Source organism: Luteibacter sp. TLI7-4A, from assembly GCF_056754745.1.
This window is the reverse complement of sequence record NZ_JBPGWO010000001.1, coordinates 2646851-2670846: the sequence shown is the minus strand read 5'-3', so window position 1 is coordinate 2670846 and position 23996 is coordinate 2646851. Positions and strand designations below refer to the sequence as shown.

The 23996-nt window shown below is 66.5% G+C and carries 22 protein-coding genes; 8 read left to right on the top strand and 14 right to left on the bottom strand.

The genetic code is table 11. The features are described from left to right. Positions 1-30: 30 nt before the first annotated feature. Genes ACR9Y6_RS11845 through ACR9Y6_RS11810 form a run of 8 tightly spaced genes read right to left on the bottom strand, consistent with a single transcriptional unit; the run spans position 31 to position 10164 of the window. A complete protein-coding gene (locus tag ACR9Y6_RS11845) occupies positions 31-1554 on the bottom strand; it encodes a CoA-acylating methylmalonate-semialdehyde dehydrogenase (protein ID WP_481281462.1) in 1524 nt (507 codons plus the stop codon). Between the two features lie 26 nt (positions 1555-1580). After that, positions 1581-2378: a 5-deoxy-glucuronate isomerase gene (iolB, locus tag ACR9Y6_RS11840; protein WP_481281461.1), complete on the bottom strand. Its 798-nt coding sequence runs from the start codon at positions 2376-2378 to the stop codon at positions 1581-1583. Next, positions 2375-3283: a myo-inosose-2 dehydratase gene (gene iolE / locus ACR9Y6_RS11835; RefSeq protein WP_481281460.1), complete on the bottom strand. Its 909-nt coding sequence runs from the start codon at positions 3281-3283 to the stop codon at positions 2375-2377. The genes iolB and iolE overlap by 4 nt, the downstream gene beginning before the upstream one ends. Beyond that, positions 3280-5163 (bottom strand): 3D-(3,5/4)-trihydroxycyclohexane-1,2-dione acylhydrolase (decyclizing), encoded by a 1884-nt coding sequence (iolD, locus tag ACR9Y6_RS11830; RefSeq protein ID WP_481281459.1) that lies wholly within the window; start codon positions 5161-5163, stop codon positions 3280-3282. Before iolD ends, iolE begins: the two co-directional genes overlap by 4 nt. Next, positions 5160-7127 (bottom strand): bifunctional 5-dehydro-2-deoxygluconokinase/5-dehydro-2-deoxyphosphogluconate aldolase, encoded by a 1968-nt coding sequence (locus ACR9Y6_RS11825; RefSeq protein WP_481281458.1) that lies wholly within the window; start codon positions 7125-7127, stop codon positions 5160-5162. Before ACR9Y6_RS11825 ends, iolD begins: the two co-directional genes overlap by 4 nt. A 13-nt stretch (positions 7128-7140) precedes the next feature. Continuing rightward, positions 7141-7929: an ATP-binding cassette domain-containing protein gene (locus ACR9Y6_RS11820; RefSeq protein ID WP_371022748.1), complete on the bottom strand. Its 789-nt coding sequence runs from the start codon at positions 7927-7929 to the stop codon at positions 7141-7143. An 11-nt stretch (positions 7930-7940) separates the two neighbouring features. Then, entirely contained in the window at positions 7941-9101 is a 1161-nt protein-coding gene (locus ACR9Y6_RS11815) for an ABC transporter permease (RefSeq protein ID WP_481281457.1), read from the bottom strand. A gap of 19 nt (positions 9102-9120) precedes the next feature. Continuing rightward, positions 9121-10164, bottom strand: coding sequence for a sugar ABC transporter substrate-binding protein (locus ACR9Y6_RS11810; protein ID WP_481281456.1), 1044 nt, complete (start codon positions 10162-10164; stop codon positions 9121-9123). 202 nt (positions 10165-10366) lie between these two features. Between ACR9Y6_RS11810 and ACR9Y6_RS11805 the strand changes: the two genes are divergently transcribed. From ACR9Y6_RS11805 to ACR9Y6_RS11785, 5 genes are all read left to right on the top strand, one after another. After that, positions 10367-11233 carry a MurR/RpiR family transcriptional regulator gene (locus ACR9Y6_RS11805; RefSeq protein ID WP_448096469.1) on the top strand — a complete coding sequence of 289 codons (867 nt, stop codon included), beginning with the start codon at positions 10367-10369 and terminating at the stop codon, positions 11231-11233. Beyond that, on the top strand, positions 11226-12218 hold the full coding sequence (gene iolG / locus ACR9Y6_RS11800) for an inositol 2-dehydrogenase (protein WP_481281455.1): 993 nt from the start codon (positions 11226-11228) through the stop codon (positions 12216-12218). Before ACR9Y6_RS11805 ends, iolG begins: the two co-directional genes overlap by 8 nt. A gap of 2 nt (positions 12219-12220) precedes the next feature. Continuing rightward, positions 12221-13234, top strand: coding sequence for a Gfo/Idh/MocA family oxidoreductase (locus ACR9Y6_RS11795; protein WP_481281454.1), 1014 nt, complete (start codon positions 12221-12223; stop codon positions 13232-13234). A 294-nt stretch (positions 13235-13528) separates the two neighbouring features. Then, the gene (locus ACR9Y6_RS11790; protein ID WP_481281453.1) at positions 13529-14761 is read left to right on the top strand and encodes an MFS transporter; all 1233 of its coding nucleotides are present in this window, start codon (positions 13529-13531) and stop codon (positions 14759-14761) included. Positions 14762-14791: 30 nt separating this feature from the next. Beyond that, the gene (locus ACR9Y6_RS11785) at positions 14792-15184 is read left to right on the top strand and encodes a hypothetical protein (protein WP_481281452.1); all 393 of its coding nucleotides are present in this window, start codon (positions 14792-14794) and stop codon (positions 15182-15184) included. A gap of 50 nt (positions 15185-15234) precedes the next feature. Here the strand turns inward: ACR9Y6_RS11785 and ACR9Y6_RS11780 are convergent, their stop codons facing one another. Both ACR9Y6_RS11780 and cls read right to left on the bottom strand, forming a co-directional pair. Beyond that, positions 15235-15996, bottom strand: coding sequence for a carboxylesterase family protein (locus ACR9Y6_RS11780; RefSeq protein ID WP_481281451.1), 762 nt, complete (start codon positions 15994-15996; stop codon positions 15235-15237). A gap of 243 nt (positions 15997-16239) precedes the next feature. Continuing rightward, positions 16240-17661 carry a cardiolipin synthase gene (gene cls / locus ACR9Y6_RS11775; protein ID WP_481281450.1) on the bottom strand — a complete coding sequence of 474 codons (1422 nt, stop codon included), beginning with the start codon at positions 17659-17661 and terminating at the stop codon, positions 16240-16242. 116 nt (positions 17662-17777) lie between these two features. Here cls and ACR9Y6_RS11770 point away from each other — a divergent pair, with 116 nt between their 5' ends. Next, positions 17778-18962, top strand: coding sequence for an MFS transporter (locus ACR9Y6_RS11770; protein WP_481281449.1), 1185 nt, complete (start codon positions 17778-17780; stop codon positions 18960-18962). A 10-nt stretch (positions 18963-18972) separates the two neighbouring features. Here ACR9Y6_RS11770 and ACR9Y6_RS11765 read toward each other — a convergent pair whose 3' ends face one another. Together ACR9Y6_RS11765 and ACR9Y6_RS11760 are read right to left on the bottom strand one after the other, a co-directional pair. After that, entirely contained in the window at positions 18973-20367 is a 1395-nt protein-coding gene (locus ACR9Y6_RS11765; protein WP_481281448.1) for an FAD/NAD(P)-binding protein, read from the bottom strand. Positions 20368-20413: 46 nt separating this feature from the next. Further along, positions 20414-20992, bottom strand: coding sequence for a cysteine dioxygenase (locus tag ACR9Y6_RS11760; protein WP_481281447.1), 579 nt, complete (start codon positions 20990-20992; stop codon positions 20414-20416). A 161-nt stretch (positions 20993-21153) separates the two neighbouring features. On the opposite strand from ACR9Y6_RS11760, the gene ACR9Y6_RS11755 reads away from it, so the two are divergent. After that, on the top strand, positions 21154-21438 hold the full coding sequence (locus ACR9Y6_RS11755) for a hypothetical protein (RefSeq protein ID WP_481281446.1): 285 nt from the start codon (positions 21154-21156) through the stop codon (positions 21436-21438). Between the two features lie 6 nt (positions 21439-21444). On the opposite strand, the gene ACR9Y6_RS11750 is transcribed toward ACR9Y6_RS11755, so the two are convergent. Next, positions 21445-22116, bottom strand: coding sequence for an energy transducer TonB (locus ACR9Y6_RS11750; RefSeq protein WP_481281445.1), 672 nt, complete (start codon positions 22114-22116; stop codon positions 21445-21447). 167 nt (positions 22117-22283) lie between these two features. Next, entirely contained in the window at positions 22284-23057 is a 774-nt protein-coding gene (locus ACR9Y6_RS11745; RefSeq protein WP_481281444.1) for a universal stress protein, read from the bottom strand. 161 nt (positions 23058-23218) lie between these two features. Here ACR9Y6_RS11745 and trhA point away from each other — a divergent pair, with 161 nt between their 5' ends. Next, entirely contained in the window at positions 23219-23887 is a 669-nt protein-coding gene (trhA, locus tag ACR9Y6_RS11740; protein ID WP_481281443.1) for a PAQR family membrane homeostasis protein TrhA, read from the top strand. Positions 23888-23996: the final 109 nt, after the last annotated feature.

The window sequence follows — 23996 nt, the reverse complement described above, 5'->3', positions numbered from 1 at the left end:
CAACCGCCGCATCATAGTGTTTTTGTCGTACTAATGGGTGGGCATCGCAAATTCGGCGCCAGCGCTTTCATCGTGGTTCAGCCAACGCTGTGTAACGGCCTTCTGTCTTGTGTAAAAGCGCACGGATTCCGGGCCGTGGGCGTGGTGGTCTCCCATCAGGCTCTTCTTCCATCCACCGAAACTATGGAAGGCCATCGGTACCGGAATGGGAACGTTGATGCCGATCATCCCTACCTGGACACGGTGCGCGAACTCCCGAGCCACTTGTCCGTCACGCGTGAAGATCGCGGTACCGTTGCCGAATTCGTGTTCATCCACGAGCTTCAACGCGCTGGCGAAATCGGGAACGCGTACCACGCACAGCACGGGCCCGAATATCTCTTCCTTGTAGATGCGCATGGACGGCGTCACGCGATCGAACAACGTGCCGCCGACGAAGAAGCCCTGCTCGCAGCCGGCGACCTGGTAGCCGCGCCCGTCGACGACCAGTTCGGCACCCGATGCCACGCCATCGTCGATATAGCCGGTGATGCGGTCGCGATGAACGCCGGTGACGACCGGGCCCATCTCCACCTTTTCGTCCATGCCATTGCCGATGCGCAGCGCCCTCACGCGCGGCGCGAGCTTCGCGACCAGCGCATCGGCCGTCGCCTCGCCGACCGCGACGGCGACCGAGATCGCCATGCAGCGTTCGCCCGCCGCGCCATAGCCGGCGCCCATCAAGGCATCGGCGGTCTTGTCCAGGTCGGCGTCGGGCATGACGATCATATGGTTCTTCGCGCCACCCAATGCTTGTACGCGCTTGCCCTTCGCGCAACCGCGCGCATAGATGTATTCCGCGATCGGGGTGGAGCCGACGAAGCTCACCGCGCGAACGAGATCGTGATCCAGCAGCGCGTCCACCGCGGTCTTGTCGCCATGAACCACGTTGAACACGCCGTCGGGCAAGCCGGCTTCCTTGAGCAGCTTCGCCAGTTCGACGGCAAGCGACGGATCGCGTTCGGACGGCTTGAGTACGAAGGTGTTTCCGCAGGCCACCGCCATGGGGAACATCCACATCGGGACCATCGCGGGAAAGTTGAATGGCGTAATGCCGGCGCAGACACCGAGGGCCTGGCGCATCGTCCACGCATCGATGCCATTGGCGATCTGCTCGGTGTATTCACCCTTGAGCAACTCGGGTATGCCGCACGCGTACTCCACCACCTCGAGGCCGCGCACGAGTTCGCCCTTGGCATCGGAGAGCACCTTGCCATGCTCGGCGACGATCACGCGGGCGAGCCGGTCCATGTCGCGCTCGATCATCTCCTTGAAGCGGAACATGACGCGGGCGCGCTTGAGCGGCGGTGTCTGCGACCACGCGGGGAAGGCGGCCTGCGCGGCGCGCACGGCGGCGTCGACATCGGCGACGGAAGCGAGATCAACCTCGGCGGCGGGAACGCCGCGTGCCGGATCGTAGACGGGCGCGGAGCCCGCGGGCGTACCCGCGTAGGGTTTGCCGGCGATGAAGTGGCCGATGCGGGGGAGGGCGTTGCTGGAAGGCTGGGCGGACATGTCTTGGTTACTCCGATCGCGGCGCGTCAACGCGCGATCATCCATTCGTGGGCGGGATCGTTGCGAAAATGCCATTCACGGCGGGGGCCGGCCATCACGTTGAGGTAATAGCCCCGGTAGCCGTGTGGCATCACCACGGGGTGATAGCCGCGCGGCACCATGACCACGTCGTGGTCGCCCACGGCCATCGACTCGTCGATGTCGCGGGTGTCGGTGTAGACGCGCTGGAAGGCGAATCCCTGTGGCGGGTCGATGCGGTGGTAGTAGGTTTCCTCGAGCACGCTTTCTTCCGGCAGCGCGTCGGTGTCGTGCTTGTGTGGCGGATAGCTCGACGAGTGACCGGCGGGCGTGAGCACCTCGACGACCAGCAGCGATTCGGCGGGTTCGGTTTCCGGCAGGATGTCGCACACGTACCGCGTGTTCGATCCGCTGCCGCGCACCGAGCGCTTCATCGATTCCGGTGCGAGCAGCCGTGCTTCCAGTCGTCCCGAGGCGGGTGCCGAGGCGATGGCTAGTTCGGCGTCGGTCCTCGCGGTGACGCTGAATACCGACGATGGAGGGGCGTACACGGCATGCGGCGAGCGATCCTCGAAGACGCTCGCACGGCCGCCGAGGCTTTCCCATGCGTGCGTTCCGACACGGACGTCGACAGTCCCGGTCAGCACGACGAGGCATCCTTCGCGATCGGATGGCAGCGCGATCTCCGTGTGTTGCCCCGCGGGGAGCCGGCGCGCCTCGAAGCCGACATGTTTCCAGTGTGCGGTCTGTGGCGTCACCTTGACGATGGCCTCGCCCGTGGGCATGGCTTTGACGAGCAGGCTCATGCGACCTCCTTCACCGGTTCCCGGTCGAGCAACCCACGCAGGGTGTCGTAACCCTTCTTCGCGAAGGCATAGCTGGGAGCCACCGCCGGGTCCTGTTCGGCCTCGACGACCAGCCATCCCTTGTAGCCATGCGCCTTCAGCCTGCCCACGATCGCGGCGAAGTCGATCACGCCGTCACCGGGAACGGTGAACGCGCCGTTGAGCACGGATTCGAGGAAGGTCCATTGGCGGTTGCGTGCGAGACGAACGATGCCGGGACGTACGTCCTTGCAATGGACATGGCAGATGCGGGCGATATGCCGATCCAGCACGGCCAGCGGATCGCCGCCGCCGAAGTAGGTGTGGCCGCTGTCGAACAACAGCCCGACGTCCTCTCCCGTGTGCGCCATGAGCTGGTCGATATCGTCGGGCGACTCGACGTAGGCACCCATGTGATGGTGATAAGCCAGACGGACGCCTTGCGACAGGGTGAAGCGGGCGAATTCCGTCACCTTCTCGCCATAGCGTTTCCAGTCGTCTTCGCCACGGAAGCGTGGACGCTTGTACAACGGCACTGGCTCGCCCTGGATGGCATGGGCCACTTCGCCATACACCATGACCTTGCAACCGTTCTCGGCCAGCAGGCGAAGATGCCTGGCGACGGCGGCCGTTTCTTCTTTCGCGGAGCGTTCGCCCAGCCGGCCCGAATACCAGCCCGAGACGACATCGAGACCGTAGCCCGCCATCAACTCCCGCAGTGCCGCCGGTTCTTTCGGAAACTTGTTGCCGAGTTCGAAGCCCTCGTAGCCGATGGCCTTGCCTTCCGTGAGGGCGGTGGACAACGGTATCTCCCCGCCCAGCGATGGCAGGTCGTCGTTGCTCCAGGAGATCGGATTGATGCCGATGCGGATGGGATCGTTCTTCATGCTGGCGTGATCCTGGCCTTGCGGCCCACGATGGCGGTCTCGTAGCCCGCGCGCGCTTCGCGCACGGCGTCCCGCGTGGAAACTTCCGGCACCGCCACGTCCCACCACACGCCTCCCTCGTCGGTCGTGCGTGTGTGGTCGGTGTCGATGCTGATGAGATAGGTGCGGTCGGCGGCGCGTGCGCGCTCCATGGCGGCCTCGAGCCCGGCGATGCCGGGCACGTGCTCGGCGATCGCGCCCAGACTGCGGGCGTGGGCCGCGAAGTCGATGCCGGGCGCGCCGTGGCGGCCCTGCACGCAGTCCTCGAACATGTTGTTGAACGGTGCGCTGCCGGTCGCTTGCTGCAGCCGGTTGATGCAACCGTAACCGCGATTGTCCAGCAGCACGATGATGAGCTTCGCGTCGAGCATCACGGAGGTCGCGATCTCCGAGTTCATCATGAGGTAGCTGCCGTCGCCCACCATCACGATGACCTCGCGGTCGGGCTGGGCCAGCTTCACGCCCAGGCCACCGGCGATCTCATAGCCCATGCACGAATAGCCGTATTCCATGTGGTAGCCGCCGGGCGTTTCGGTACGCCAGAGCTTTTCCAGTTCGGCGGGCAGGGTGCCGGCGGCGCAAACCACGATGTCGTCCATGGCGGAGCGCGACGACGAACGCTGCACGGCGCCGATCACTTCGCCGTCGTATGGCAGGCGTCCGGCCGGCGGCTCACGCTGGCCGGTGATGCGCGAGACGATGTCCACCCATTCCCTGGCCGCCTCGCGAGCGCGCGTCGTCCAGGCCTCCGGTGCCGCCCAGTCCTCGAGCCCGAAGCTGATGTCGTCGAGAACCTGTGCCGCATCGCCGATCGCCTCCAGCCCGTTGCCCTTGAGTGCGTCGAAGCTGTTCACGTTCACCGAAAGAATCGGCACGTGGCGGAACAGGGCGTTCGAGCCCGTGGTGAAATCCTGCAGCCGCGTTCCCACTGCGATGATCAGGTCCGCCTCGCGGAGCAAGGCGTTCGCGGCGGTCGATCCGCTGACCCCGGCCGGACCGAGGTGCAACGGGTGGTTCCACGGCAAGGCGCCCTTGCCCGCCTGCGTCTCGCAGACAGGGACGCCATGCTTGTCCGCGAAGTTGAGCAGCGCCGGCGTGGCCTTGGCGTAGAGGGCGCCACCGCCAGCGATGATCACCGGGCGCTCGGCGACCTCGATCGCGTCGAGCGCGGCCATCAGCTCGTCGTCGGTAGGTTGCGGGGCGCGGAAGACGATCTCGCGCGGCTCGAAGAACGACAACGGGTAGTCATAAGCTTCCGCTTGCACGTCCTGGGGCAGGGCGAGCGTGACCGGTCCGCACAGCGCGGGATCGGTCAACACGCGGATGGCGCGGGGGAGGGCGGTCAGCAATTGCTCCGGCCGGACGATGCGATCGAAGTAACGCGACACGGGCCGGAAGCAGTCGTTGACCGAGACCGTGCCGTCGGAGAAGTCCTCCAACTGTTGCAACACGGGATCGGGCTCGCGCGAGACGAAGATGTCGCCGGGCAACAGGAGCACGGGCAGGCGGTTCACGTGGGCCAGCGCGGCGGCCGTGACGAGATTGGTCGCGCCCGGGCCGATCGACGTGGTGACGGCCATCATGCGCCGGCGCATGTTCGCCTTGGCGTAGGCGATCGCGGCATGCGCCATCGCCTGCTCGTTGTGCGCGCGAAGCGTCGGCAATTCCCCGCGCACGCCATACAGCGCTTCGCCCATGCCGGCCACGTTGCCGTGGCCGAAAATGGCGAACACGCCGCTGAACAGCGGCACGGAGTCCTCCTGGTCGGCATCGCGCCCGCGCAGTGCCGAGAGGTAACGGACCAGCGCCTGCGCGCAGGTGAGGCGGATCGTCTCGCTCATGCGGCGGCGCCTTCCTTCAACGTTTCGGGACTGCGCCGGCCGTCGCGCCACAGGGCGATCATGCGTTCGAAGGCGGCGCGTGCCTGGGCGGCGAGGGCGGCATCGTCGATGCTTCCGGCGAGCCATGCCTTGGCCGGCTCGGCGAAGATCGTGCGGCCCACGGCGAAGCCCCGGCAGGTGGCGCTGTCGGCGGCGTCGGCGAAGCCGGCCGCCAGGGTTTCGGCCGGTGCGTTGAGCCCGAGCAGGAGCACGCCCCGGCAATGCGGATCGCGCTCGTGGATCAGTGCATCGATCGCGGGCCACGCTTCGCGGCGCGGCGGGCAGAGCTTCCACCATTCCGGCTTGATGCCCAGGTTGTAGATACGCTTCAGCGAACGCAGCACGAGTTCGTCGCGTTCCGCCTGGCCCTTGCAACCCGGCGGGATCACTTCCAGGAGCAACTCATGACCACTGATCTTCGCCGCGTCGTACAGCGAGCGAAGCTGGGTTTCCTGCTCCACGCGGTCCATGGGATTCGCATCCGGATCGAACGCGACCAGGCACTTGATGACGTGCTCGCGCGGCCAGGCGACCAGCTGGCTGCCGATGGAGCGGCCGCGTTCCAGTTCCAGCGGATTCGAACCGGAGACCTCGACAGGCCGGCCGATCCACCAACCACGGCCCGTCGCGGCATTGAGTGCGTCCTGTCCGTAGCGGTCGTCTGCCAGCAGGCCGACGTGGCCCTGGAGTTTTCCGGCCCGTTCCGTGGCGGCCACGGCTTCCACCAGCAATTCCTTGAGGCGCGGTATGCGCGCCTCGTCGCCACCGACCTGCCTGGCCAGTTCGAAGAACGGCACGCGATGGTCGAAGGCGAACACGTAGAGTTCGTCCCACGCTTTCCGCGGCACGGCCGCGCGATGAAGGTGGGACAGTTCGGCGTCGAGGTCCGGCCGGCGGATGCCGCCTTCGCGTTGGAGGAAGGCGTCGAGTTCCGCGCGTCCGGGCATGGCCGGCGCGCAACCGTGGCGGGACACCACGATCGCGCCGCAGGCGTTGGCGAAGGCACAGGAACGCTCGATCGATTCGTCGCGCAGCCAGCCGGCGAGGAAGCCGGAGAGGAAGGCGTCGCCGGCACCGAGCACGTTGAGCACCTCCACGCGGCTGCCGCGATAGGTGGGCGCATCGTCGATCACCGAAGGGATCGCGCCTTCGATCACGCTGCAACCCAGCGGCCCACGCTTGACCACGAGGGTGGCCGCGCTGATGCCGCGCACGGCACGCAACGCGGCGAGCAGGTCTTCGCTGCCACCGGCGATGTGGAATTCCTCCTCCGTGCCTACGATCACGTCGAAGCCGGGGAGGATGGCTTGCAGGTGGCCGGTGACATGGTCGGCGGCGACGAATCGCGTTTCGCCTTCACCCCGGCCGGTGAGGCCCCAGAGCACGGGGCGATAGTCGATATCGAGCACGGTGCGCACGTCGTGCTTGCGGGCCAGTTCGATGGCGCGCGTGCTCGCGGCGTGGACGCCGGGTTCGGAGAAATGCGTTCCCGTGATGGCGAGGGCGCGGCACGAGGCGATGAAGGTCTCGTCGATATCCCCGGCGGTCAACGCCATGTCCGCGCAGTTCTCGCGGTAGAACAACAGGGGGAACGTCTCGCGATCCTTGATGCCGAGGATCGCCAGCGCGGTCAGGCGATCGGGGTCGATCCGGACCTGGCTCACGTCGCAGCCTTCCGCATCGAGCGTCTCGGTCAGGAAGCGGCCCATGTGGTCGTCGCCCACGCGCGAGAGCATGGCCGAGCGCAAGCCCAGCCGCGCGGTGCCGAAGGCCACGTTGGCCGACGAGCCGCCAAGGTACTTGGCGAAGCTGGTCACGTCCTCCAGGCGGGCGCCGATCTGCTGGGCGTAGAGATCCACCGCGAGCCTGCCGAGGCAGGCGACGTCGATGGGGCGGGAGGAGGAGCGGGGAAGGGGACTACGCATAGGGGTTCCGTGTTCAGGCCGCGCGGCCTTCCAGTTCATCGACCAGGCTCTGGATCTCGGTGCCGCCGGCCATCATGTCGAGCACTTCTTCCTTCGTGATGTCGCTCTTGGCGAAGGTACCCATGGATTGGCCGCGGTTGAGCAGCGTGAAGCTGTCCGCGATGGGATAGGCGTGGTGCACGTTATGGGTGATGAAGATCACCGAGATGCCACGCTCGCGCGCGTTGTGGATCAGCTTGAGGACGTTGCAGGACTGCTTCACGCCGAGTGCGGCGGTGGGCTCGTCCAGGATCAGCACCTTCGCGCCGAAGTGGATCGCGCGGGCGATCGCCAGGCATTGCCGTTCGCCGCCGGACATCGTGCCCACCGGCTGGCTCGCGTCGCGGACGCGGATGCCCATCTCGGCGAGCTTGTCGCGGGCGGTCTCGTTGGCGTAGTTCATGTCGATGACCGGGATGACGCCGAACATCTTGCGGCGTGGTTCGCGGCCGGCGAAGAAGTTGCGCGCCACGCTCATCAACGGGACCAGGGCGAGATCCTGGTAAACCGTCGCGATGCCACGGTCCAGCGCTTCGCGGGGCGAGTTGAAGCGGACTTCCTCGCCGTCGACGCGGTATGCGCCGGAGCTGGGCTGGTGCACGCCGGCCAGGGTCTTGATCAGGGTGGACTTGCCCGCGCCGTTGTCGCCGAGCAGGCAGTGCACCTCGCCACGCTTGAGGCGCAGCGTGACACCCTGGAGGGCGATCACGGTACCGAAATACTTGCTGACGTTGTCGAGCTCGAGGATGTAATCGTCGGCCATGGTGGTGCTCCTCACTTCGTCGCCGCGGCGCGGCTGCGGATGTAGTGGTTGAACAGCACCGCCAGCAGCAACATGCCGCCCAGGAACACGCGGTACCAATCGGAATCGATATTGGTGTACGAGATGCCGATCTGCACGACGCCGAAGATCAGCGCGCCGAAGCAGGCGCCGATCACCGAGCCGAAGCCGCCGGTGAGCAGCGTGCCGCCGATGACCACGGCGATGATCGCCTCGAATTCCTTTTGCAGGCCGCGATCGGCCGCGGCGGAGCCGACGTCGGCCACCTGGAGCACGCCGAACAGGCAGGCACAGAACGCGGTGAGGACGAACAGCGAGATCTTCACGCGGCGCACGGGTACGCCGACGTTCTTCGCGGCGTTCGCATCGCCACCGACCGTATAGATCCAGTTGCCGAAGCGCGTACGGGCGAGCACGAAGCCGGCGGCGATCGCCATCACGATCCACCAGACCAGCACCTTGGGCAGGCCCGCCACGACCGGATCGCCACTGGGCAGCTTCTCGATCAGGTTCATTCCGGCGAGCGCGCTGAACAGCCAGTGCAGGGTGGTGCCCTGGAACAGGGCGGAGACGACGGGGTCGTCGGTGAACTTGTCGCCGATGCCGCTGACGATCGTGCTGTTGGCGAAGCCGGTGGAAAGGACCAGGGTCAGGCCACGCAGGATGAACATGAAGGCCAGCGTGACGATGAACGACGGCAACTTCGTGCGAACCACGAGGTAGCCGTTCAACGCGCCGAGCGCCATGGAGCCGGCGAAGGCGAAAATCACCGACGCCCACAGTGGCCAGCCCAGGTACATGGGCGGGATGGCCACCATGACGCCGGCGAATCCGATCATCGAACCCATCGACAGGTCGAATTCGCCGGCGATCATCAGCAGGCAGGCACCGACGGCGATGATGCCGAGGTAGCCCGCTACCTGCGCCCAGTTGATCACGCCATCGAGCGCGAACATGCCCGAGCCGCCGGCGAAGATGCCGAAGAAGACGAAGACGAGCACGGTGCCCGCGATGGACCCGAGTTCGGGCCGGTCGAGGAGGATGCGCCACGGGGATATCTTCCGTACGCGTTCGTCCGTGGATGCCGCTTCTTCCGGCGCTTTCGCGCGGTTGCTATGGATCATGTTCGTGACGCTCTCGTTGATGGCGCTCATGGACTTCTGCTCCTGCCGGTCAGCGGTACTGGCCGGCGTACTTCTCTACGGTGGCGACGTTGTCCTTGGTGACGAAGGCGGGTCCCGAACTGACGCCGGTGGCGGTGTAGACGGGCTTCAGGTCGTACTGTTTCAGGCGCGCCTGGAACTTCGGGTTGGCCTTCAGCGCGGCGATGATCTTGGCCGGGTCCTTGGTGTTCTGGTCGTGCGCGATCACCAGGGCGGCGATGCCCATGTAGCCTTGCAGGTAGGGCTGCTGGTCGATGGCGTACTGGATCGTGCCGGACTTGATGCCGTTGATGATCGCGGGCGAAAGATCGAACGTGCCGAAGTTGATCTTGCCGGCCAGGTGCATGTCCTGGACCACCTTGATCGCCGGCTCGGCCGCATTGGGGCCCAGCGCGAGGATGGCCTGCGTCTTGGGGTTGCTGCGCAGGTAGGCGCTGAGCTTGCTGGCGACCACGGTCGGGTCCATGCCCGTGTCGATCATCGAGGTCTTGCGCCAGTCCTTCAGTCCGATGGCATCGGCGAAGCCCTGGCAGCGCTCGAACGAGGCGTTGTTGGTGGCGTAGTGGTTCACGCAGACGAAACTGGTGACGCCGGCGGCCTTGGCTCGCTCGCCGGCGGCCTTGCCCGCGTCGTATTCACCCTGGCCCACATGCATGATCGCGCCGAGCTTCTTGCTCTCGTCGGGCGTGCCGGAGTTGATCGTGACGATGGGGATGCCCTTGGCGGCGACCTTCGCGGCCGGGGCCTTCAGCACCGCGTAGCTGGCGATGTCGAAGGACACGCCCTTGTAGTTGCGGGCGGCCGCCGATTCGAGCTGGCGCGCCATTTCACTCAGGTCGCCGTTGCCGGACCCGCGATAGTCGACGTCGACACCGAAATCCTCGCCCGCCTGCTTGATCGAGTTCTTGATGGTGTTCCACCAGGAATCGGAGTCGGCGGCGTGGGTAACGAGAACGTAACGATCGCCGGGAGCCGCCTGCGAGGCGGGGGCGGCAAGGCCAAGACCGAGGGCTAGGGCTGCCGCCAACGAGGCGTGGAACAGTTTGGATCGCATAGTGCCTCCACAGGTGACCGGCTTTGCGGTCGGATGGATGGATATCGAAGTGCGATGCGGCCTCGCGGCCGCTGTTTTGCCGAAAGCGGGTCGAGCATGGACCCCCTGTTCCACGGTTGCAATTTGCATTGCAGCAAAAAAATAAATGGAAAATATGTTCCATCGCGTGCTTCAATGCGGCCGGTCCCCGATGGAGCCGTCCATGGCCAAACGCAGCGAAGCCGATGCACTCATGCAGCGCATCGCGGAGGAATTCGAAGCCCTGCCACGCCAGCTGCAGGGGGTCGCCCGTTACCTTGAGGAACATCGCAGTTCGATCATGGTCCAGCGCGTCGGCGAGATCGCCGAAGGCTGTGGCGTGCACGCTTCCGCGGTGGTTCGTTTCGCGCAGCGCTTCGGTTATTCCGGTTTTTCGGAAATGCAGGCGGTGTTCCGCGATGCGTGGACGGCGCAATCCGCGCCCTCGCGCAGCTACCAGCAGCGCATCCGCAGCGTCATCAAGGGCCGTGCCGGCGGCATGCCGGCCGTGGAGATCGCGTCGCGTTTCATCGACGCCAGCCGGGCCGGGCTCGACGAACTCGCCGAGGAGCTGGACGAGACCCGGTTCCAGAAGGCGGTGGACATGCTCGCCGCGGCGGAAAACATCTACGTGATCGGCGTGCGCCGTTCGTTCGCCATCGCGACCTACATCGCCTATGCGTTGCAGCACACGCAGAAGCGCGTGCACCTGGTCAGTGGCCTCGGCGGCATGTTCCGCGAGCAGCTGCGCAGCATCGGCAAGGGCGACGCGCTGATCGCCATCAGCTTTCCCCCGTTCGGCAAGGAAACCCTTTACGCCATGCGGGTGGCCCAGCAACACCGGGCGGGCGTGCTCGGCATCACCGAGAGCGATCTCGGACCGCTGGCGCGGCATTCGGACGTGCTGCTCAAGGTGAAGGAGGGAAGCGCGTTCGCATTCCGCGGCCTCACCAGCACCATGTGCCTGTGCCAGGCGCTGTTCGTCGCGCTGGCCTACAAACTCGAACTCACTGTCGAAGAAACGATTCCCCGAGGAGAATACGATGATTGAAGTTGCCGTTTTCGGTGCCGGTCGCATCGGCAAGATCCACGCGGGCAATGTCGCCCGCCATCCGGAGGCGCGACTGCGCTATGTGGTCGACGTACATGCACCCTCGGCGCAGGAACTTGCGGACAAGCACGGCGCGAAGGTCGCCGGTGTCGACGAGGCATTGAACGATCCCGCCGTGGGCGCCGTGGTGATCGGGTCGAGCACCGACACCCATGCCGACCTCATCCATCGTGCGGCCGCCGCCGGCAAGGCGATCTTCTGCGAGAAGCCGGTGGACCTCGATGTCGAACGCGCACGTTCGTGCCAGGCCGCCGTGGAAAAGGCTGGCGTCGTCTGCATGATCGCTTTCCAGCGCCGCTTCGATCCCACCTTCTCGTCACTGAAGAAGCGCCTCGACGATGGCGAGGTGGGCACACCGGAGTTGCTGATCGTCACCAGCCGCGATCCCGGCGCGCCGCCGGTCAGCTACATCAAGAGCTCGGGCGGCATCTTCAAGGACATGCTCATCCACGATTTCGATATCTTCCGCTGGATCCTCGCCGACGAGGCCGTCAGCGTGCACGCCACCGGGAGCTGCCTGACCGATCCGGCGATCCAGGAGGCAGGCGACATCGATACCACCGCCGTCACCATTCGTACCAAGAGCGGCAGGCTCTGTCAGATCAATACATCGCGCCGTGCGGCCTATGGCTATGACCAGCGTTTCGAGGTGCTTGGCAGCAAGGGCATGCTGCAGGCGGGTAACGTCGCGCCGACCCAGGTCGTGTCGCATACGTCGAAGAACATCGCCCATGATCTTCCGGAGCACTTCTTCCTGGAGCGCTACCGCGAAGCGTATGCCGCCGAGATCGCCCATTTCTTCGACGCCCTGGCCGGTGGCACGCCCGTGCGCACGACCATCGCCGATGGCATCAAGGCATTGGAACTGGCCGAGGCCGCCGCGCGTTCGTGGCGCGAAGGCAAGGCCGTCGAGGTAAGCATCTGACCATGAGCAAGCTTCGTATCGGCCTGGCCGGCCTGGGGCGGCTCGGCCAGCGCTACGCCGAAAATCTCGCCCGCGCCGTCCCGCGCGCCGAGTTCGCCGCCGTGTGCAGCCCCGTCGAGGCCGAACGCGAATGGGCGCGTGGCCTCGGTATCGAGACGATCCATCACTCGTACGAGGAGATGCTCGCCGATCCGTCCCTGGACGCGGTATTCCTCGTCACGCCGACTTCGTTGCATGCGGCGCAGATCGAGCAGGCACTGGACGCCGGCAAGCACGTGTTCTGCGAGAAGCCGCTATCGCTCGACCTGGAAGACTGTCGTCGCGCCGCCGCGCACGCCGCGAACGCGGGCAAGCGAGCCATGGTCGGCTTCGTCCGCCGCTTCGACGAGAGCTATCGCCACGCCTTCATGCATATCGAGGGCGGCGGCATCGGCCGGCCGTTTCTGGTCTACTCGCAGACGACGGATCTCGCCGATCCGAGTGGCGCGTTCCTGAAGTTCGCGCCGACCAGCGGTGGCATCTTCCTCGACTGCAGCGTGCACGACATCGACCTCGCCCGCTGGCTGCTCGGCCGGCCGAAGGCGATCAAGGTCTACTCCACGGGCACGGTGGCGATGTATCCGCCGCTTGAAGCCATGGGCGACGTCGACAACGGAATCGCCATCGTCGAGTTCGAAGGCGGTCGCATGGCCATGTTCTACGCCTCGCGCACGCAGGCGCATGGGCACGATACGCACACCGACGTCACCGGCACAGCCGGCAGGGTGAGCATCGGGCGCAACCCGCGCGCCGACCGCGTGGAGATCGCCGATGCGAACGGCGTGCGCAATTCGGTCGTTCCCTCGTTCTACGAGCGATTCGCGCCGGCGTTCGTGACCCAGGCGAAGCACTTCGTCGACGCGGTGCTCGACGACGCGCCGTTCGAACTGACCATGGACGACGCGGTGGAGGCGACACGCATCGCCATCGCGTTGCGCGAATCGCTGCAAAGCGGCCAACCCGTGGAACTGGGCTGATCCTGCCCTGGTGGGAAGCCGACCTGCGGCAGATGGCCTCGACCCGGTAGGAACCGACTTGCTAAGGATGGCCTCGACCAAGTGGGAACCGACTTGCTAAGGATGGCCTCGACTTGGTGGGAGCCGACTTTGTCGGCGATCCCGCGGCAGCGGGCCAGTGTCGGCAAGCACCCATCGCCGACAGGGTCGGCTCCCACCAGGCTGCGGCTTCTCCAGGCCGCGGTTTCTCCTTTCAAATGGCCGCATGGCGAGTCATGACGCGCTGCAACAACGGCGCGCTATAATCCTCGGGCCATGTCTCTGCCTTCCCTCGTCCCCCATCGCGGACGGCGTTTCGCCGTCACGGCCCGGATTCTTTCCGCGGTCGTTTTTTCCTTCGTCTGCTACCTCTGCATCGGCATTCCGCTCGCCGTCCTGCCTGGATTCGCGCATCTCGACCTGGGTTATTCGACGATCGTCGCCGGGCTGGCGGTCAGCGCGCAGTATCTTGCGACGCTGCTGAGCCGCCCGCACGCGGGGCGCATGGCCGATGCGATGGGACCGAAGCGGACCGTGGTCGCCGGCCTCATCGTCCTGGCCATCTCCGGGCTGTTCCTCGCACTGGCGGCGCTGGTGCCGAAGATACCCGTGCTTTCGCTGACGCTGATCCTTCTCAGCCGCCTCGGCCTCGGATTCGCCGAAAGCTGGGTGAGTACCGGGTCGATCACCTGGGGTATCGGCGGCATCGGTGGCGAGCACACCGCACGGGTGATTTCCTGGAACGGCATCGCCACCTACGGCGGTATCGCGCTGGGCGCCCCCCTGGGCGTGACCTTGGCGCGAGACCATGGCTTCATCTCGCTGGGCATCCTGACCTTCGCGCTGGGCCTCGTCGCCCTGCCGCTGGCGCTGGCGAAGGCCCGCGTGGCGCCGAGCCATGGCGAGCGCCTGCCGTTCAAGAGCGTGCTATCGCGTGTCATGCCCTATGGCGCGGGCCTGGCGTTGGCGTCCATAGGTTTCGGTTCGCTCTCGACCTTCGTGGCCCTTTACTACGCCAGCCGCGGCTGGGCCGATGCCGCGCTGTCGCTGTCGATCTTCGGCGGTTGCTTCATCGGCATCCGGCTGGTCTTCGGCAACGCCATCGACCGCTTCGGCGGCTACCGCGTGGCGATCGCTTCGCTGTTCGTCGAATGCCTCGGCCTGCTCCTGCTCTGGCAGGGGACGACGCCGCACGCCGCCCTTGCCGGGGCCGCACTCACGGGCGCGGGTTTCGCCCTGGTGTTTCCGGCGCTCGGCGTCGAGGCCGTCGGCCGGGTCAGCACGCACAATCGCGGCGCCGCCCTGGGTGCCTATTCGGTGTTCCTCGATGTGGCGCTGGGCCTGACCGGTCCGATCGGCGGCTGGGTCGCAGGCCTTTACGATTACCCCGCGATCTTCCTGCTGGCGGGATTCGCCGCGCTGGCGGCGATGCTCCTGGCCACCTCCCTCTACCTGCGTTTCGGCCGCGATAGAAACGTACGCGATAACCAGGCGGACGCGCGGGCATAATGCGCTTCCGGTTCCGCTAGAGTTCTTCGCATGCCATACGATCGCAGTTGGACGGGCTTCGGCATCGTCGGTGCCCTGGAAACGGGCGCCATCGCGCTGGTCGTCGGCATCGTCGTCTTCGGGTTGCTGCATGCCTTCGGCAAGGGCAATGGCTGGAGCGACGGTAAACAGCTTGCCATCGCCTACGTGTTCGCCGTGGTACTGGGCGCCGGGCAGGACGTGTGGGACCTCTTCTACTTCAACATGGCGCCGCTGCAATCGCTCACCTTGTTGAAACTGAAACTCGCCGCCGTGCACGATCCCGATGCCATCGGGCTGCGCGTCTTCTTCGAGTTCGTCGGCGCCCTGGTGGGGGTATGCATCGGCTGGCTGGTATTCGCTGGCGGGCTGAAGAAGCTGTCCGCCAGCATGCGCAGTTCCTGATAACACCAATGTGAGGATCACCTTGGCGTGAGCCGGCCTTGGTGGTTCCCTTATCGGGTGTGGCTGAACATCCAGGCCCACAGGTCCGGCGTCGCATAGGCCTTTTCCCATGAGCCGTGGTTCACGCCGGGGAATTCGCTGTACTTCACCTCCGCCCCACGCTTGACCAGAGCCGCGTTCATCTTGCGCGACTGCTCGGTGGGCACGACGTTGTCGTCGCCGCCGTGGAAGATCCACACCGGCAGCTTGCCGATCTTCTCCGCCACCCAGGTGAAGGGATCGTCGCCCTTCGGTGCCCCGTGCACATGGAGCGCCCGCTCGTCGCTCAACGCGCTGACGCCGCCGCAGATGATGGCCGCCGCGGCGAACGTGTCGGGATGATCCACGGCAAGTTGCCAGGAACCGTAACCGCCCATGGAGAGGCCGGTGAGATAGAGACGCTTACGGTCGCCATGAAACTCCTTCACGCTTTTCTCGAGCGCGGCCATCGCCATGTCGGCATCGGCCGGATCGGTCCATTCCGTGTCGTCTGGCGCCTGGGGAATCACCACCACCGCCGGGAAATCCATGTGCTGCTTCAGCCAGGGCGGCAGGCCTTGCGACATCTGCTTCTGGTTGTCGTCGCCCCGCTCGCCGCTGCCGTGAAGGAACAGCACCACGGCCGGATGCTCCTTGATGTCCGCAGGCACGAATACCTGGTAGCGATAGGTCTTGCCATGGACATCGACGGAGCGCTCGACGAAACGTGCGGGGGCGGCGAAACCCGCCGTGCTGGCGATGGCGGCGGTGAGGAAGGCGAGGGTGCGAAGCATCGTGGCGGTTTCCTGGGGACAGGTAGCCGAGTCAAGCGGAGTAACGGGCGTATCGCAAGGCTCGGGAGCGCCCCGATGGGAGCCGACCTGCCGGCCCCTGGTGGGAGCCGACTCCGGTGGGAGCCGACCCTGTCGGCGATGGGTGCTTGCCGCAGCCTGGCCCGCTGCGCGGGATCGCCGACAAGGTCGGCTCCCACCAGGGTAGGCGCCAACAGGACTTTTTCCGGGAATGCGGGAAGAGAACTACAGGATGGGATCGAACAGGCGGGCGACATGCAGCGCCACGCGGCGGAAGTACGACAAGCGCCGGTAGTCGTTCTGATTCACTTCCTCGCTGTTGGCGAAGTCCATTGCCAGCATGGCCTCCACCTCGGTGGCGAAAGCCTCGTCCACGTTCAGTGCGGCGATCTCGAAGTTCAGCCGGAAGCTGCGGTTGTCGAGGTTCATGCTGCCGACCACCGCGGTGTCGTCATCGATGAGCATCACCTTCTGGTGCACGAAGCCCGGCTGGTAACGGAACATGCGAACGCCCGCCAGGGTCGCCTCGTGCGCATAGAGCGTGGAGGCCATGAAGACCGTGCGATGGTCGGGCCGGCAAGGAATGAGGATGCGCACGTCCACGCCACGGAAGACGGCCAGGCGCAATGCGCCGAACACGGCCTGGTCGGGCACGAAATACGGCGTGGTGATCCATACGCGTTTTCTTGCGGCATGGATGGCCTGCGTGAAGAACAGCGAGCAACTCTCCTGGCGGTCGGCCGGGCCGGTGGCGACGATGAGGCTCGCCGCGCGGCCGCATCGCTCCGGTGGCGGCGACGATGGCGGCCGTTCGCCGGTGACCCAGTACCAGTCCTCGGCGAACACGCGTTGCAGGTCGGCCACCGCGGGGCCCTCGATCTCCATGTGCGTATCGCGCCAGGGAGATAGCGGTGGCTTCGCGCCGAGGTACTCGTCGCCCGCATTGAGGCCGCCGACGAAGCCACGGACGCCGTCCACGACGAGTACCTTGCGGTGATTGCGAAAATTCAGCTGGAAACGGTTCCGCCAGCGCCGCGTGGCGAAGCGGTGCACGTGCACGCCGCCGGCGCGCAAGCGTTCCACGTAGCTGTCGGGAAGCGCATGGCTGCCGATGCTGTCGTACAGCACGCATACCTCCACGCCCGCGGCCGCACGCTCCAGCAGCGCGTCGCTCAGCCGGCGGCCCAGTACGTCGTCATGGATGATGAAGAACTGCAGGAGCACGTAACGCTCCGCTCGGGCGATGGCGGCGAACATGGCGGCGAAGGTTGCCTCGCCGTCGACATGCAGGAATAGCGCGTTGCCACCGTGCATGGAGGTATTCAGCATCTTTCCGATGGCGTCGTACCGGATGTCGTGGATAGGCGCGGCTTGCGGCAGCACGCCGGGCCGCGCGGGATGCGCGGCTTCCTCGTGGAGCATGAAGAAGCGTGCCTGGCGCTGCCGGTGCAGGTCCACGTAGCCGCCGAAGTGGCTCGCGCCCAGGAACAGGTATGGCACCAGGGTGACGTAGGGCAGGAGCACCAGTCCCAGCACCCAGGCGAACGCGCCTTGCGCCGTCCGGGTGTGCATCACCGCGTGCATGGCGGCGAACACGCCGGCGACGTGCAGGCAGAGCGCCGCGATGGCGACCAGGGTGGCGATCATGCGCGGGCGGTCTCCACTCTCAAGTTTTCGGCAACAGTGTTTGGCGCCAGGAGGAGTATTTGCATAAGGGCCGGGGCGGGAGAATGCACGTTATCGCTTTCCATCGAGCCTATCCTATGAATCGTCCTTCGTCCCGTCTGCCCTTGCTGGCCCTGGCCGTGGCGGCCTTCGCGATCGGAACCACCGAGTTCGTGATCATGGGCCTGCTGCCTGAGGTGGCCGCCGATCTCCGGGTAAGCATCCCCTCGGCCGGCATGCTCGTTTCGGGCTATGCCCTGGGCGTGGCGGTGGGCGCGCCCCTGCTCGCGGCGCTGACCGCCAAGCTGGAGCGCAAGCGTGCGCTGCTCCTGCTGATGGGCCTGTTCATCCTCGGCAACCTGTTGTGCGCCATCGCGCCGAATTACGACGTGCTGATGGTGGCACGCGTGGTGGCGGCGTTCTGCCATGGCTCGTTCTTCGGCATTGGCGCCATCGTGGCCGCACATCTCGTGCCGGCCAACCAGCGCGCGCGTGCGATATCCCTCATGTTCGCCGGACTCACCCTGGCCAACGTGTTGGGCGTGCCGTTCGGTACCTTCCTCGGCCAATGGGCTGGTTGGCGGGGGACCTTCTGGGCGGTGACCGGATTGGGCGTGGCCGCGTCGCTGGCTGTCGCGCGGTTCGTGCCGGCCTTGCCCCACCTGAAGGCGCCGCACATGGGCCGGGAACTGCGCGTGCTGCGTGAGCCGCAGGTGCTGCTTGCGCTGGGCATGACCGTGCTGGGCTTCGGTGGCGTATTCACGGTCTTCACCTACATCGCACCGATCCTGCAGGAGCAGTCGCACATCGATCCGCACTGGACCGGTGCCGTGCTGGTGCTGTTCGGCCTCGGCACCACGATCGGCAACATCCTGGGTGGGCGGCTTGCGGACTGGAAGCTGATGCCGTCGCTGATGGGCATCCTGGTGCTGCTGACCTCGCTGCTGGTGATCTTCGCCTGGACGATGCATTCGGCCGTGGCGGCGGTCGTCACCGTCTTCGTCTGGGGCATCGCGGCCTTCGCCACCGTGGCGCCGTTGCAATCGCGCGTGGTGCACGTGGCGGGCGACGCGCCCAACCTCGCCTCGACGCTCAACATCGCCGCGTTCAATCTCGGCAATGCGGGCGGTGCATGGCTGGGCGGTGCCGTGCTGGCCGCGGGCTACGCCATGCCGGTGGTGAGCCTGGCCGGCGCCGCGGTCACGGTGGCGGGCTTGCTGGCCACGATGGCCAGCGTCGCGCTCGAACGGCGCGCCGTATCCCTCGCCGCGGGGTGCGCCTGACCTCCCGCCGTTATCGGGAGGCGACGCGCTCCATCTTCTCGGCCAGCAGCATGTTGGCCAGGCTCTGGGCCTGCTTGCGGATCTCGGGAATCGCCGTGGATTCCCAGAGGGCGCCACGCAGAAGGCTGCCGATCGCGAAGAGGTTCGGGCGCGGCTTGCCGTCACCGTCGAGCAGGTGGCCGTCGGGCAGGGCGGAGAAGCCGAGTCCGAGCGGATCGGGGTTGACCAGGCCATCGAGCACCAACTGGCGCACCAGGTGGTGTTCGGTGCGCTGCGTGTCGGTGTTGAGCCCCACCGTCTGGATGACGATGTCGTAGGAGTCGGTGGAATCGCCCCCACCCGGCAATCCGTGCACTACCGCGAGCGAGCCATCGTGAGACAGCTGCACGGAACGCATGCGCCCGCGGCCACGGGTGAAACGGCCTTCCGCCTCAAGCTTGGCGATGGTGGCGGCGACCTGGGGCGGCATGCGATGGCGTGCGCGCTCCCATGCCCAGCGGGCATGACGAAGGAAACGCGCCCGCTCGGCCCGCGGCAGGTCGTGCCATAGCGATTGCGTATGCGGGCGCATGCCGTCGATCACGGTGCGCCAGTCTTCGGCGCTGGCGGTCGTCTCGCGCAGGCGGCGCAGCCAGACGCGGATGTTGGCGTCGTCGCGCATCGACTCGATCAGTTCGCCGCCATCGTCGTTGGGGGCGGAAGCGGCGGCGAGGTGCGGCTCAGGCAGCTTGCCGTGGCGTGACAGCGCGTCGAAATGCGCGTTCGGCCAGCGAGCGGACAGCTCCAGCAGGACGTCGACGGCGGTAAGGCCCAGACCGATGACCAGGACGCGCAAGGGGCGATCGTCGCTCCCGGCGGAAACCAGGAACGGCCAGGGGTCGGTGATATAGCGCCTGCTCGCGATCGCGGCGTCTTCCACGCCCGGCAACGGACGCGGCGGGAGCGAACCGATGGCCAGCACGGCCGCCTCGGCCTGCGTTTCTCCATCCCCATAGCCGATGGTGACGCCCTGGGCCGAGGGCACCACGGATTCCGCGGCGAACGGCAACACGTTCACGTCGTGGCCGAACGAACCCGCGTTCTTCACGGCGTCCTCGACGCGCGACTGCAGGAAATCGCCGTACATCCGGCGCGGCAGGAAATCCGAGCCCTTCACCGAAGGGTCCAGGGCCTGGGCGTACTCCAGGAAACCGCCGGGCTTGCTGACGAACATGCCCATCGAGGCGGCGCGCACATTGAGCAGGTGCCGTTCCGACGGCGTGCCGTAGGCGACACCGCGGCCGGCCTCCCGGCCGCCCGTATACCAGTCGAGGTGAAGCGGGCGCTGCGTGCGCCGCTCCAGCAATTCGCTCACCAGCGTCGCCGCTGCTGCGCCACCGCCGATGATGGCGACTTTATGAAACATGTATGGGTCCTTCGCCCGATGGCTGGGGTGGAGGGCCGTGAGACCGTCAGGCCGTCAGGCGTCCCGCGATGATCGATTGCCTCGGTCGTGCGATCCAGTGTCCGGAGGGACCGGGCTGCTCGTACGCGAGATACTGTGCCAGATCGCCACCGTACACGTGAAGCGTGAGCGCCGTGTCGTGCCGCGACAAATTGCGGCAGCGGTGCGTCTGGCTTTCCGTGGCGTCGAACCAGGTGGCATCGCCTGGACCGAGCCAGGTGCGGCCGCTGCTGCGCAGCGAATGATCGGTGTCGTCCTTGATGAAGGATTCCACCTCGAGCGCGCCGGCGATCGTAGCTTCCAGGCCCCATAGTCCACCGTGGTCGTGCACCGGCGTGGCATAGCCCGGAGGCCACGCCATGACCAGCATGCTGACCGGCGGACGCGCGCGCTCGGCGAGCATCCAGCGCTCGAAGCCGCGCCGGCGCTCGCGCAGGGGACCCAGCATGGCGGCCAGGTCGGCGCTGCGACCGTGGAGGACACTTCCGATCTCCCGCCCCATCGAGGCGAGGTCCGGATGCTCGGCGTCCGAGAGGTCGAACGCGATGTCCCGCAAGGTCCTGATGATGGAAGAACGCTTACCCATGGACGGGCTGCCCGCTAAATCAACTGGCGGGAAGTGGAGCATGTGGGCCGTTAAACGGTCGTAACCTCCGTCTTTCGCGATCCGCTTAAACTCTTTGCCCGGAGGCCGCATCCAAGCCCTGACCGCCCCGTGGGCGGCCACCTGTCCTCGGAGCAAACGCCATGATCGTCCTCACTTCGCTCGTCGTCCTTGCCGTCGCCTTCTGGCTGGTCTTCGCCTTTGTCGGGATCGTCCTGAAGGTGGTTTTCGGCATCATCGGTGGCGTGTTCAGCATCGTCGGCAGCATCCTCGGTGCCGTGGTCGGCGGCGTGGTGATGCTGGCCATGGCGCCGGTGGTCGCCCTCGCCCTGCTGCCGGTCCTCCTGCCGGTGGCCTTGCTGGCCCTCATCGTCTGGGCGATCGCCCGCGCCACGCGCAAGCCCGATGTCGTGGTGATGCCGCGCTGAGCCGCCCTAGATGTCGCGGAGGTTGAAGGTCACCGGGATTCGCGCCCAGGCGCGCACCGGCTGACCGTTCGCCTTTGCCGGCTGGAATCGCCAGCGCGCCAGGACCTGTTCGCGTGCCGCCTTGTCGAGCACGGGATGCCCGCTGCTGTTCTCCACGATCACGTCGACAGGCTTGCCTGCCTCGTCGACCAGGACACGCAGCGTCACGGTGCCCTGCATGTGGCCTGCCATCGCCACGCGGGGGTAGGCAGGAGCCGGCGCCGACACGTAGGCCAGGGTGGCTTCCACCGGAGCCGACGGCGTGGCGGGCACGGTGACCGGCGTGATGTCCAATGCCGCCGGTGGCGTCTCCTGCGCGCTGCCTTCATCGGTCGGGACAGGTTGTGCCGTGGCTGGCGGCACCCGCACCGGCGTGGGTCGGGCGTGGGGCTGTTCCACCCGTTTCGCCGGCAAGGGCTTCAGGTCGATCGGTGGCGGGGGAACGACTTTCGGTTCCGCGGGATGATCGATAAGACGAATCGTCGGTGCCGAGGATGGCGCGAACGATATCGTCGCCACCATCGGCCGCATCACGGCGATCAGCGCGGCGGCGTTGAGGGCGATCGCGGCACTCATGGCCACGATACGGACGGTATCCGGATGCACTCCGGTGGAGAATTGCGGACGAGCGAACGACATGTGCCACCTCCTGCAACGTGGGGGAAGGTGATGCGCGGTCGGGAACACGGCCGGTGGGGACCGGCGGGGATCGTGTTCAGGTCCGATGGCAGGTTAGGCTGGCTTCGAAAGAATTTGCAATAGGGCCGTCCGGACGGCTATTCCGTCAGCGGTGACCGACATGCGGGCTAGTGCGCGACGAGCATCGGCACGTCCGATTGCATGAAAAGGAAGCGCGTGGTGCCGCCCAGTACCATTTCCGATAGTCGCGAACGGCCCCAGGCTCCCATGACGATGAGGTCGGCCTGTTCCGCGTGAGCGATGTCCAGCAAGGCCGGGCCGGGAGCGGCAAGTGCCGCCTCGTCGAGCCGCCGGACTTCCGCCTTCACTCCATGCGTGTCCAGCCAGCCGCAGATATCGGTATCGGGCAGGGCGCATGTGCCGATGTCTTCGTCGCGGCTGCCGTCGATGACGGTCACCCTCGTCGCCTTGCGTAGCAACGGAAGCGAGGAACGCACGGCCAGTGCGGACTCGCGGCTGCCACTCCACGCCACCAGCACGTGCTCGCCCAGGGTGGCGACCGGTGATGCCTCCGGCACCACGAGGACGCCGCGGCTGGACGCGAAGACGGTTCGCGAGACGACGCCGAAGCCTACCGGTGCGTCGCCGCGCATCGTGGAGGAGCGCTCCATGACGATGAGGTCGTAGCCCGCCGAGGCATGCGCGAGCAGGGTGACCGTATCGCCGTTGCCGACACGCCAGTTCCCGTGGAGATGGTGTGAGGCGAGCAGGGCGGCCCAATCGCCGGCCACCGCCCGTGCGTCCGTCGACCGCTGGCGCACGGCGTCCAGTTGCATGGGCACGGCCTCGGGCACGGTGAATGCCGCCGCCGGAAGGTCCACCACGTACAGGGCGTCCAGGCGCGCACCGAGCCGCGAGGCCATGGCCAGCGCGGCACGCAAGCCCGAGCCCTGGGGGGCAGCCGGCCGATATGCGCGAGCAGTTCGTAGGTCATGGCCCATGGAACAACGGAGAGCGTGCCGCGGTCAATGACCGCTGCGCCTCTACCGGGGCGTCGCATCGGTTACCCTCGACCGGTATAGACCACATCAGCGGAACAGCCATGGTTATCGACAGCGCACAGCCCCGCTACCCCTACGCCGAAGAAGTCGCCAGCAGCGTGATCCACGGTATCGGGCTCGTCCTGAGCATCGCGGGCCTCGCCGTACTCGTGGCTTTTTCCGCCATGCATGGCGGCGCGCGCGCGGTGGTGGCGAGTTCGGTATTCGGTACCACCCTCATCCTGCTCTATACCGCCTCGACGCTCTACCACTCGATCCCGGGCGTCATGGCCAAGCGCGTCCTGCGCACGCTCGACCACATCGCGATCTTCCTGCTCATCGCCGGCACCTATACGCCGTTCACCCTGCTGGCGCTGCCGGGCGCCTGGGGATGGAGCCTGTTTGGCACGATCTGGGCGCTGGCGATCATCGGCAGCGCGGCGGAGCTGGGCTTGCTGAAGCGGTATCGGAAGGCCGCGGTGGTGATGTACGTCGCCATGGGTTGGGTGGCGGTGGTGGCGATCGAGCCGTTGCGCGACAACGTGCCGACGGGCGGGCTCCTCTTGCTGTTCGGCGGTGGGCTCGCGTATACCGCCGGCGTCCCGTTCTACATGGCGCGGAAGCTACCGTATCACCATGCCATCTGGCATTTCTTCGTGCTCGCCGGCAGCGTGCTGCATTACCTGGCAGTGTTGTTCTACGTGATCCCCGGCGCGCCGTCGCAGGGTTGATCCGACGTATGTGTGGGAGCTGCTTTCTGCGCGAGGGCCACTTCTCTGCGTGAGGGGTACTTCAGGTTTGTGTGGGAGCCGCTTCAGCGGCGATGGGGGCTTGCCCCGT

Coding starts and splice junctions, on each gene's coding strand:
- ACR9Y6_RS11845 (WP_481281462.1), bottom strand. CDS start 1,554: ATGTCCGCCCAGCCTTCCAGCAACGCCCTCCCCCGCATCGGCCACTTC.
- iolB (WP_481281461.1), bottom strand. CDS start 2,378: ATGAGCCTGCTCGTCAAAGCCATGCCCACGGGCGAGGCCATCGTCAAG.
- iolE (WP_481281460.1), bottom strand. CDS start 3,283: ATGAAGAACGATCCCATCCGCATCGGCATCAATCCGATCTCCTGGAGC.
- iolD (WP_481281459.1), bottom strand. CDS start 5,163: ATGAGCGAGACGATCCGCCTCACCTGCGCGCAGGCGCTGGTCCGTTAC.
- ACR9Y6_RS11825 (WP_481281458.1), bottom strand. CDS start 7,127: ATGCGTAGTCCCCTTCCCCGCTCCTCCTCCCGCCCCATCGACGTCGCC.
- ACR9Y6_RS11820 (WP_371022748.1), bottom strand. CDS start 7,929: ATGGCCGACGATTACATCCTCGAGCTCGACAACGTCAGCAAGTATTTC.
- ACR9Y6_RS11815 (WP_481281457.1), bottom strand. CDS start 9,101: ATGAGCGCCATCAACGAGAGCGTCACGAACATGATCCATAGCAACCGC.
- ACR9Y6_RS11810 (WP_481281456.1), bottom strand. CDS start 10,164: ATGCGATCCAAACTGTTCCACGCCTCGTTGGCGGCAGCCCTAGCCCTC.
- ACR9Y6_RS11805 (WP_448096469.1), top strand. CDS start 10,367: ATGGCCAAACGCAGCGAAGCCGATGCACTCATGCAGCGCATCGCGGAG.
- iolG (WP_481281455.1), top strand. CDS start 11,226: ATGATTGAAGTTGCCGTTTTCGGTGCCGGTCGCATCGGCAAGATCCAC.
- ACR9Y6_RS11795 (WP_481281454.1), top strand. CDS start 12,221: ATGAGCAAGCTTCGTATCGGCCTGGCCGGCCTGGGGCGGCTCGGCCAG.
- ACR9Y6_RS11790 (WP_481281453.1), top strand. CDS start 13,529: ATGTCTCTGCCTTCCCTCGTCCCCCATCGCGGACGGCGTTTCGCCGTC.
- ACR9Y6_RS11785 (WP_481281452.1), top strand. CDS start 14,792: ATGCCATACGATCGCAGTTGGACGGGCTTCGGCATCGTCGGTGCCCTG.
- ACR9Y6_RS11780 (WP_481281451.1), bottom strand. CDS start 15,996: ATGCTTCGCACCCTCGCCTTCCTCACCGCCGCCATCGCCAGCACGGCG.
- cls (WP_481281450.1), bottom strand. CDS start 17,661: ATGATCGCCACCCTGGTCGCCATCGCGGCGCTCTGCCTGCACGTCGCC.
- ACR9Y6_RS11770 (WP_481281449.1), top strand. CDS start 17,778: ATGAATCGTCCTTCGTCCCGTCTGCCCTTGCTGGCCCTGGCCGTGGCG.
- ACR9Y6_RS11765 (WP_481281448.1), bottom strand. CDS start 20,367: ATGTTTCATAAAGTCGCCATCATCGGCGGTGGCGCAGCAGCGGCGACG.
- ACR9Y6_RS11760 (WP_481281447.1), bottom strand. CDS start 20,992: ATGGGTAAGCGTTCTTCCATCATCAGGACCTTGCGGGACATCGCGTTC.
- ACR9Y6_RS11755 (WP_481281446.1), top strand. CDS start 21,154: ATGATCGTCCTCACTTCGCTCGTCGTCCTTGCCGTCGCCTTCTGGCTG.
- ACR9Y6_RS11750 (WP_481281445.1), bottom strand. CDS start 22,116: ATGTCGTTCGCTCGTCCGCAATTCTCCACCGGAGTGCATCCGGATACC.
- trhA (WP_481281443.1), top strand. CDS start 23,219: ATGGTTATCGACAGCGCACAGCCCCGCTACCCCTACGCCGAAGAAGTC.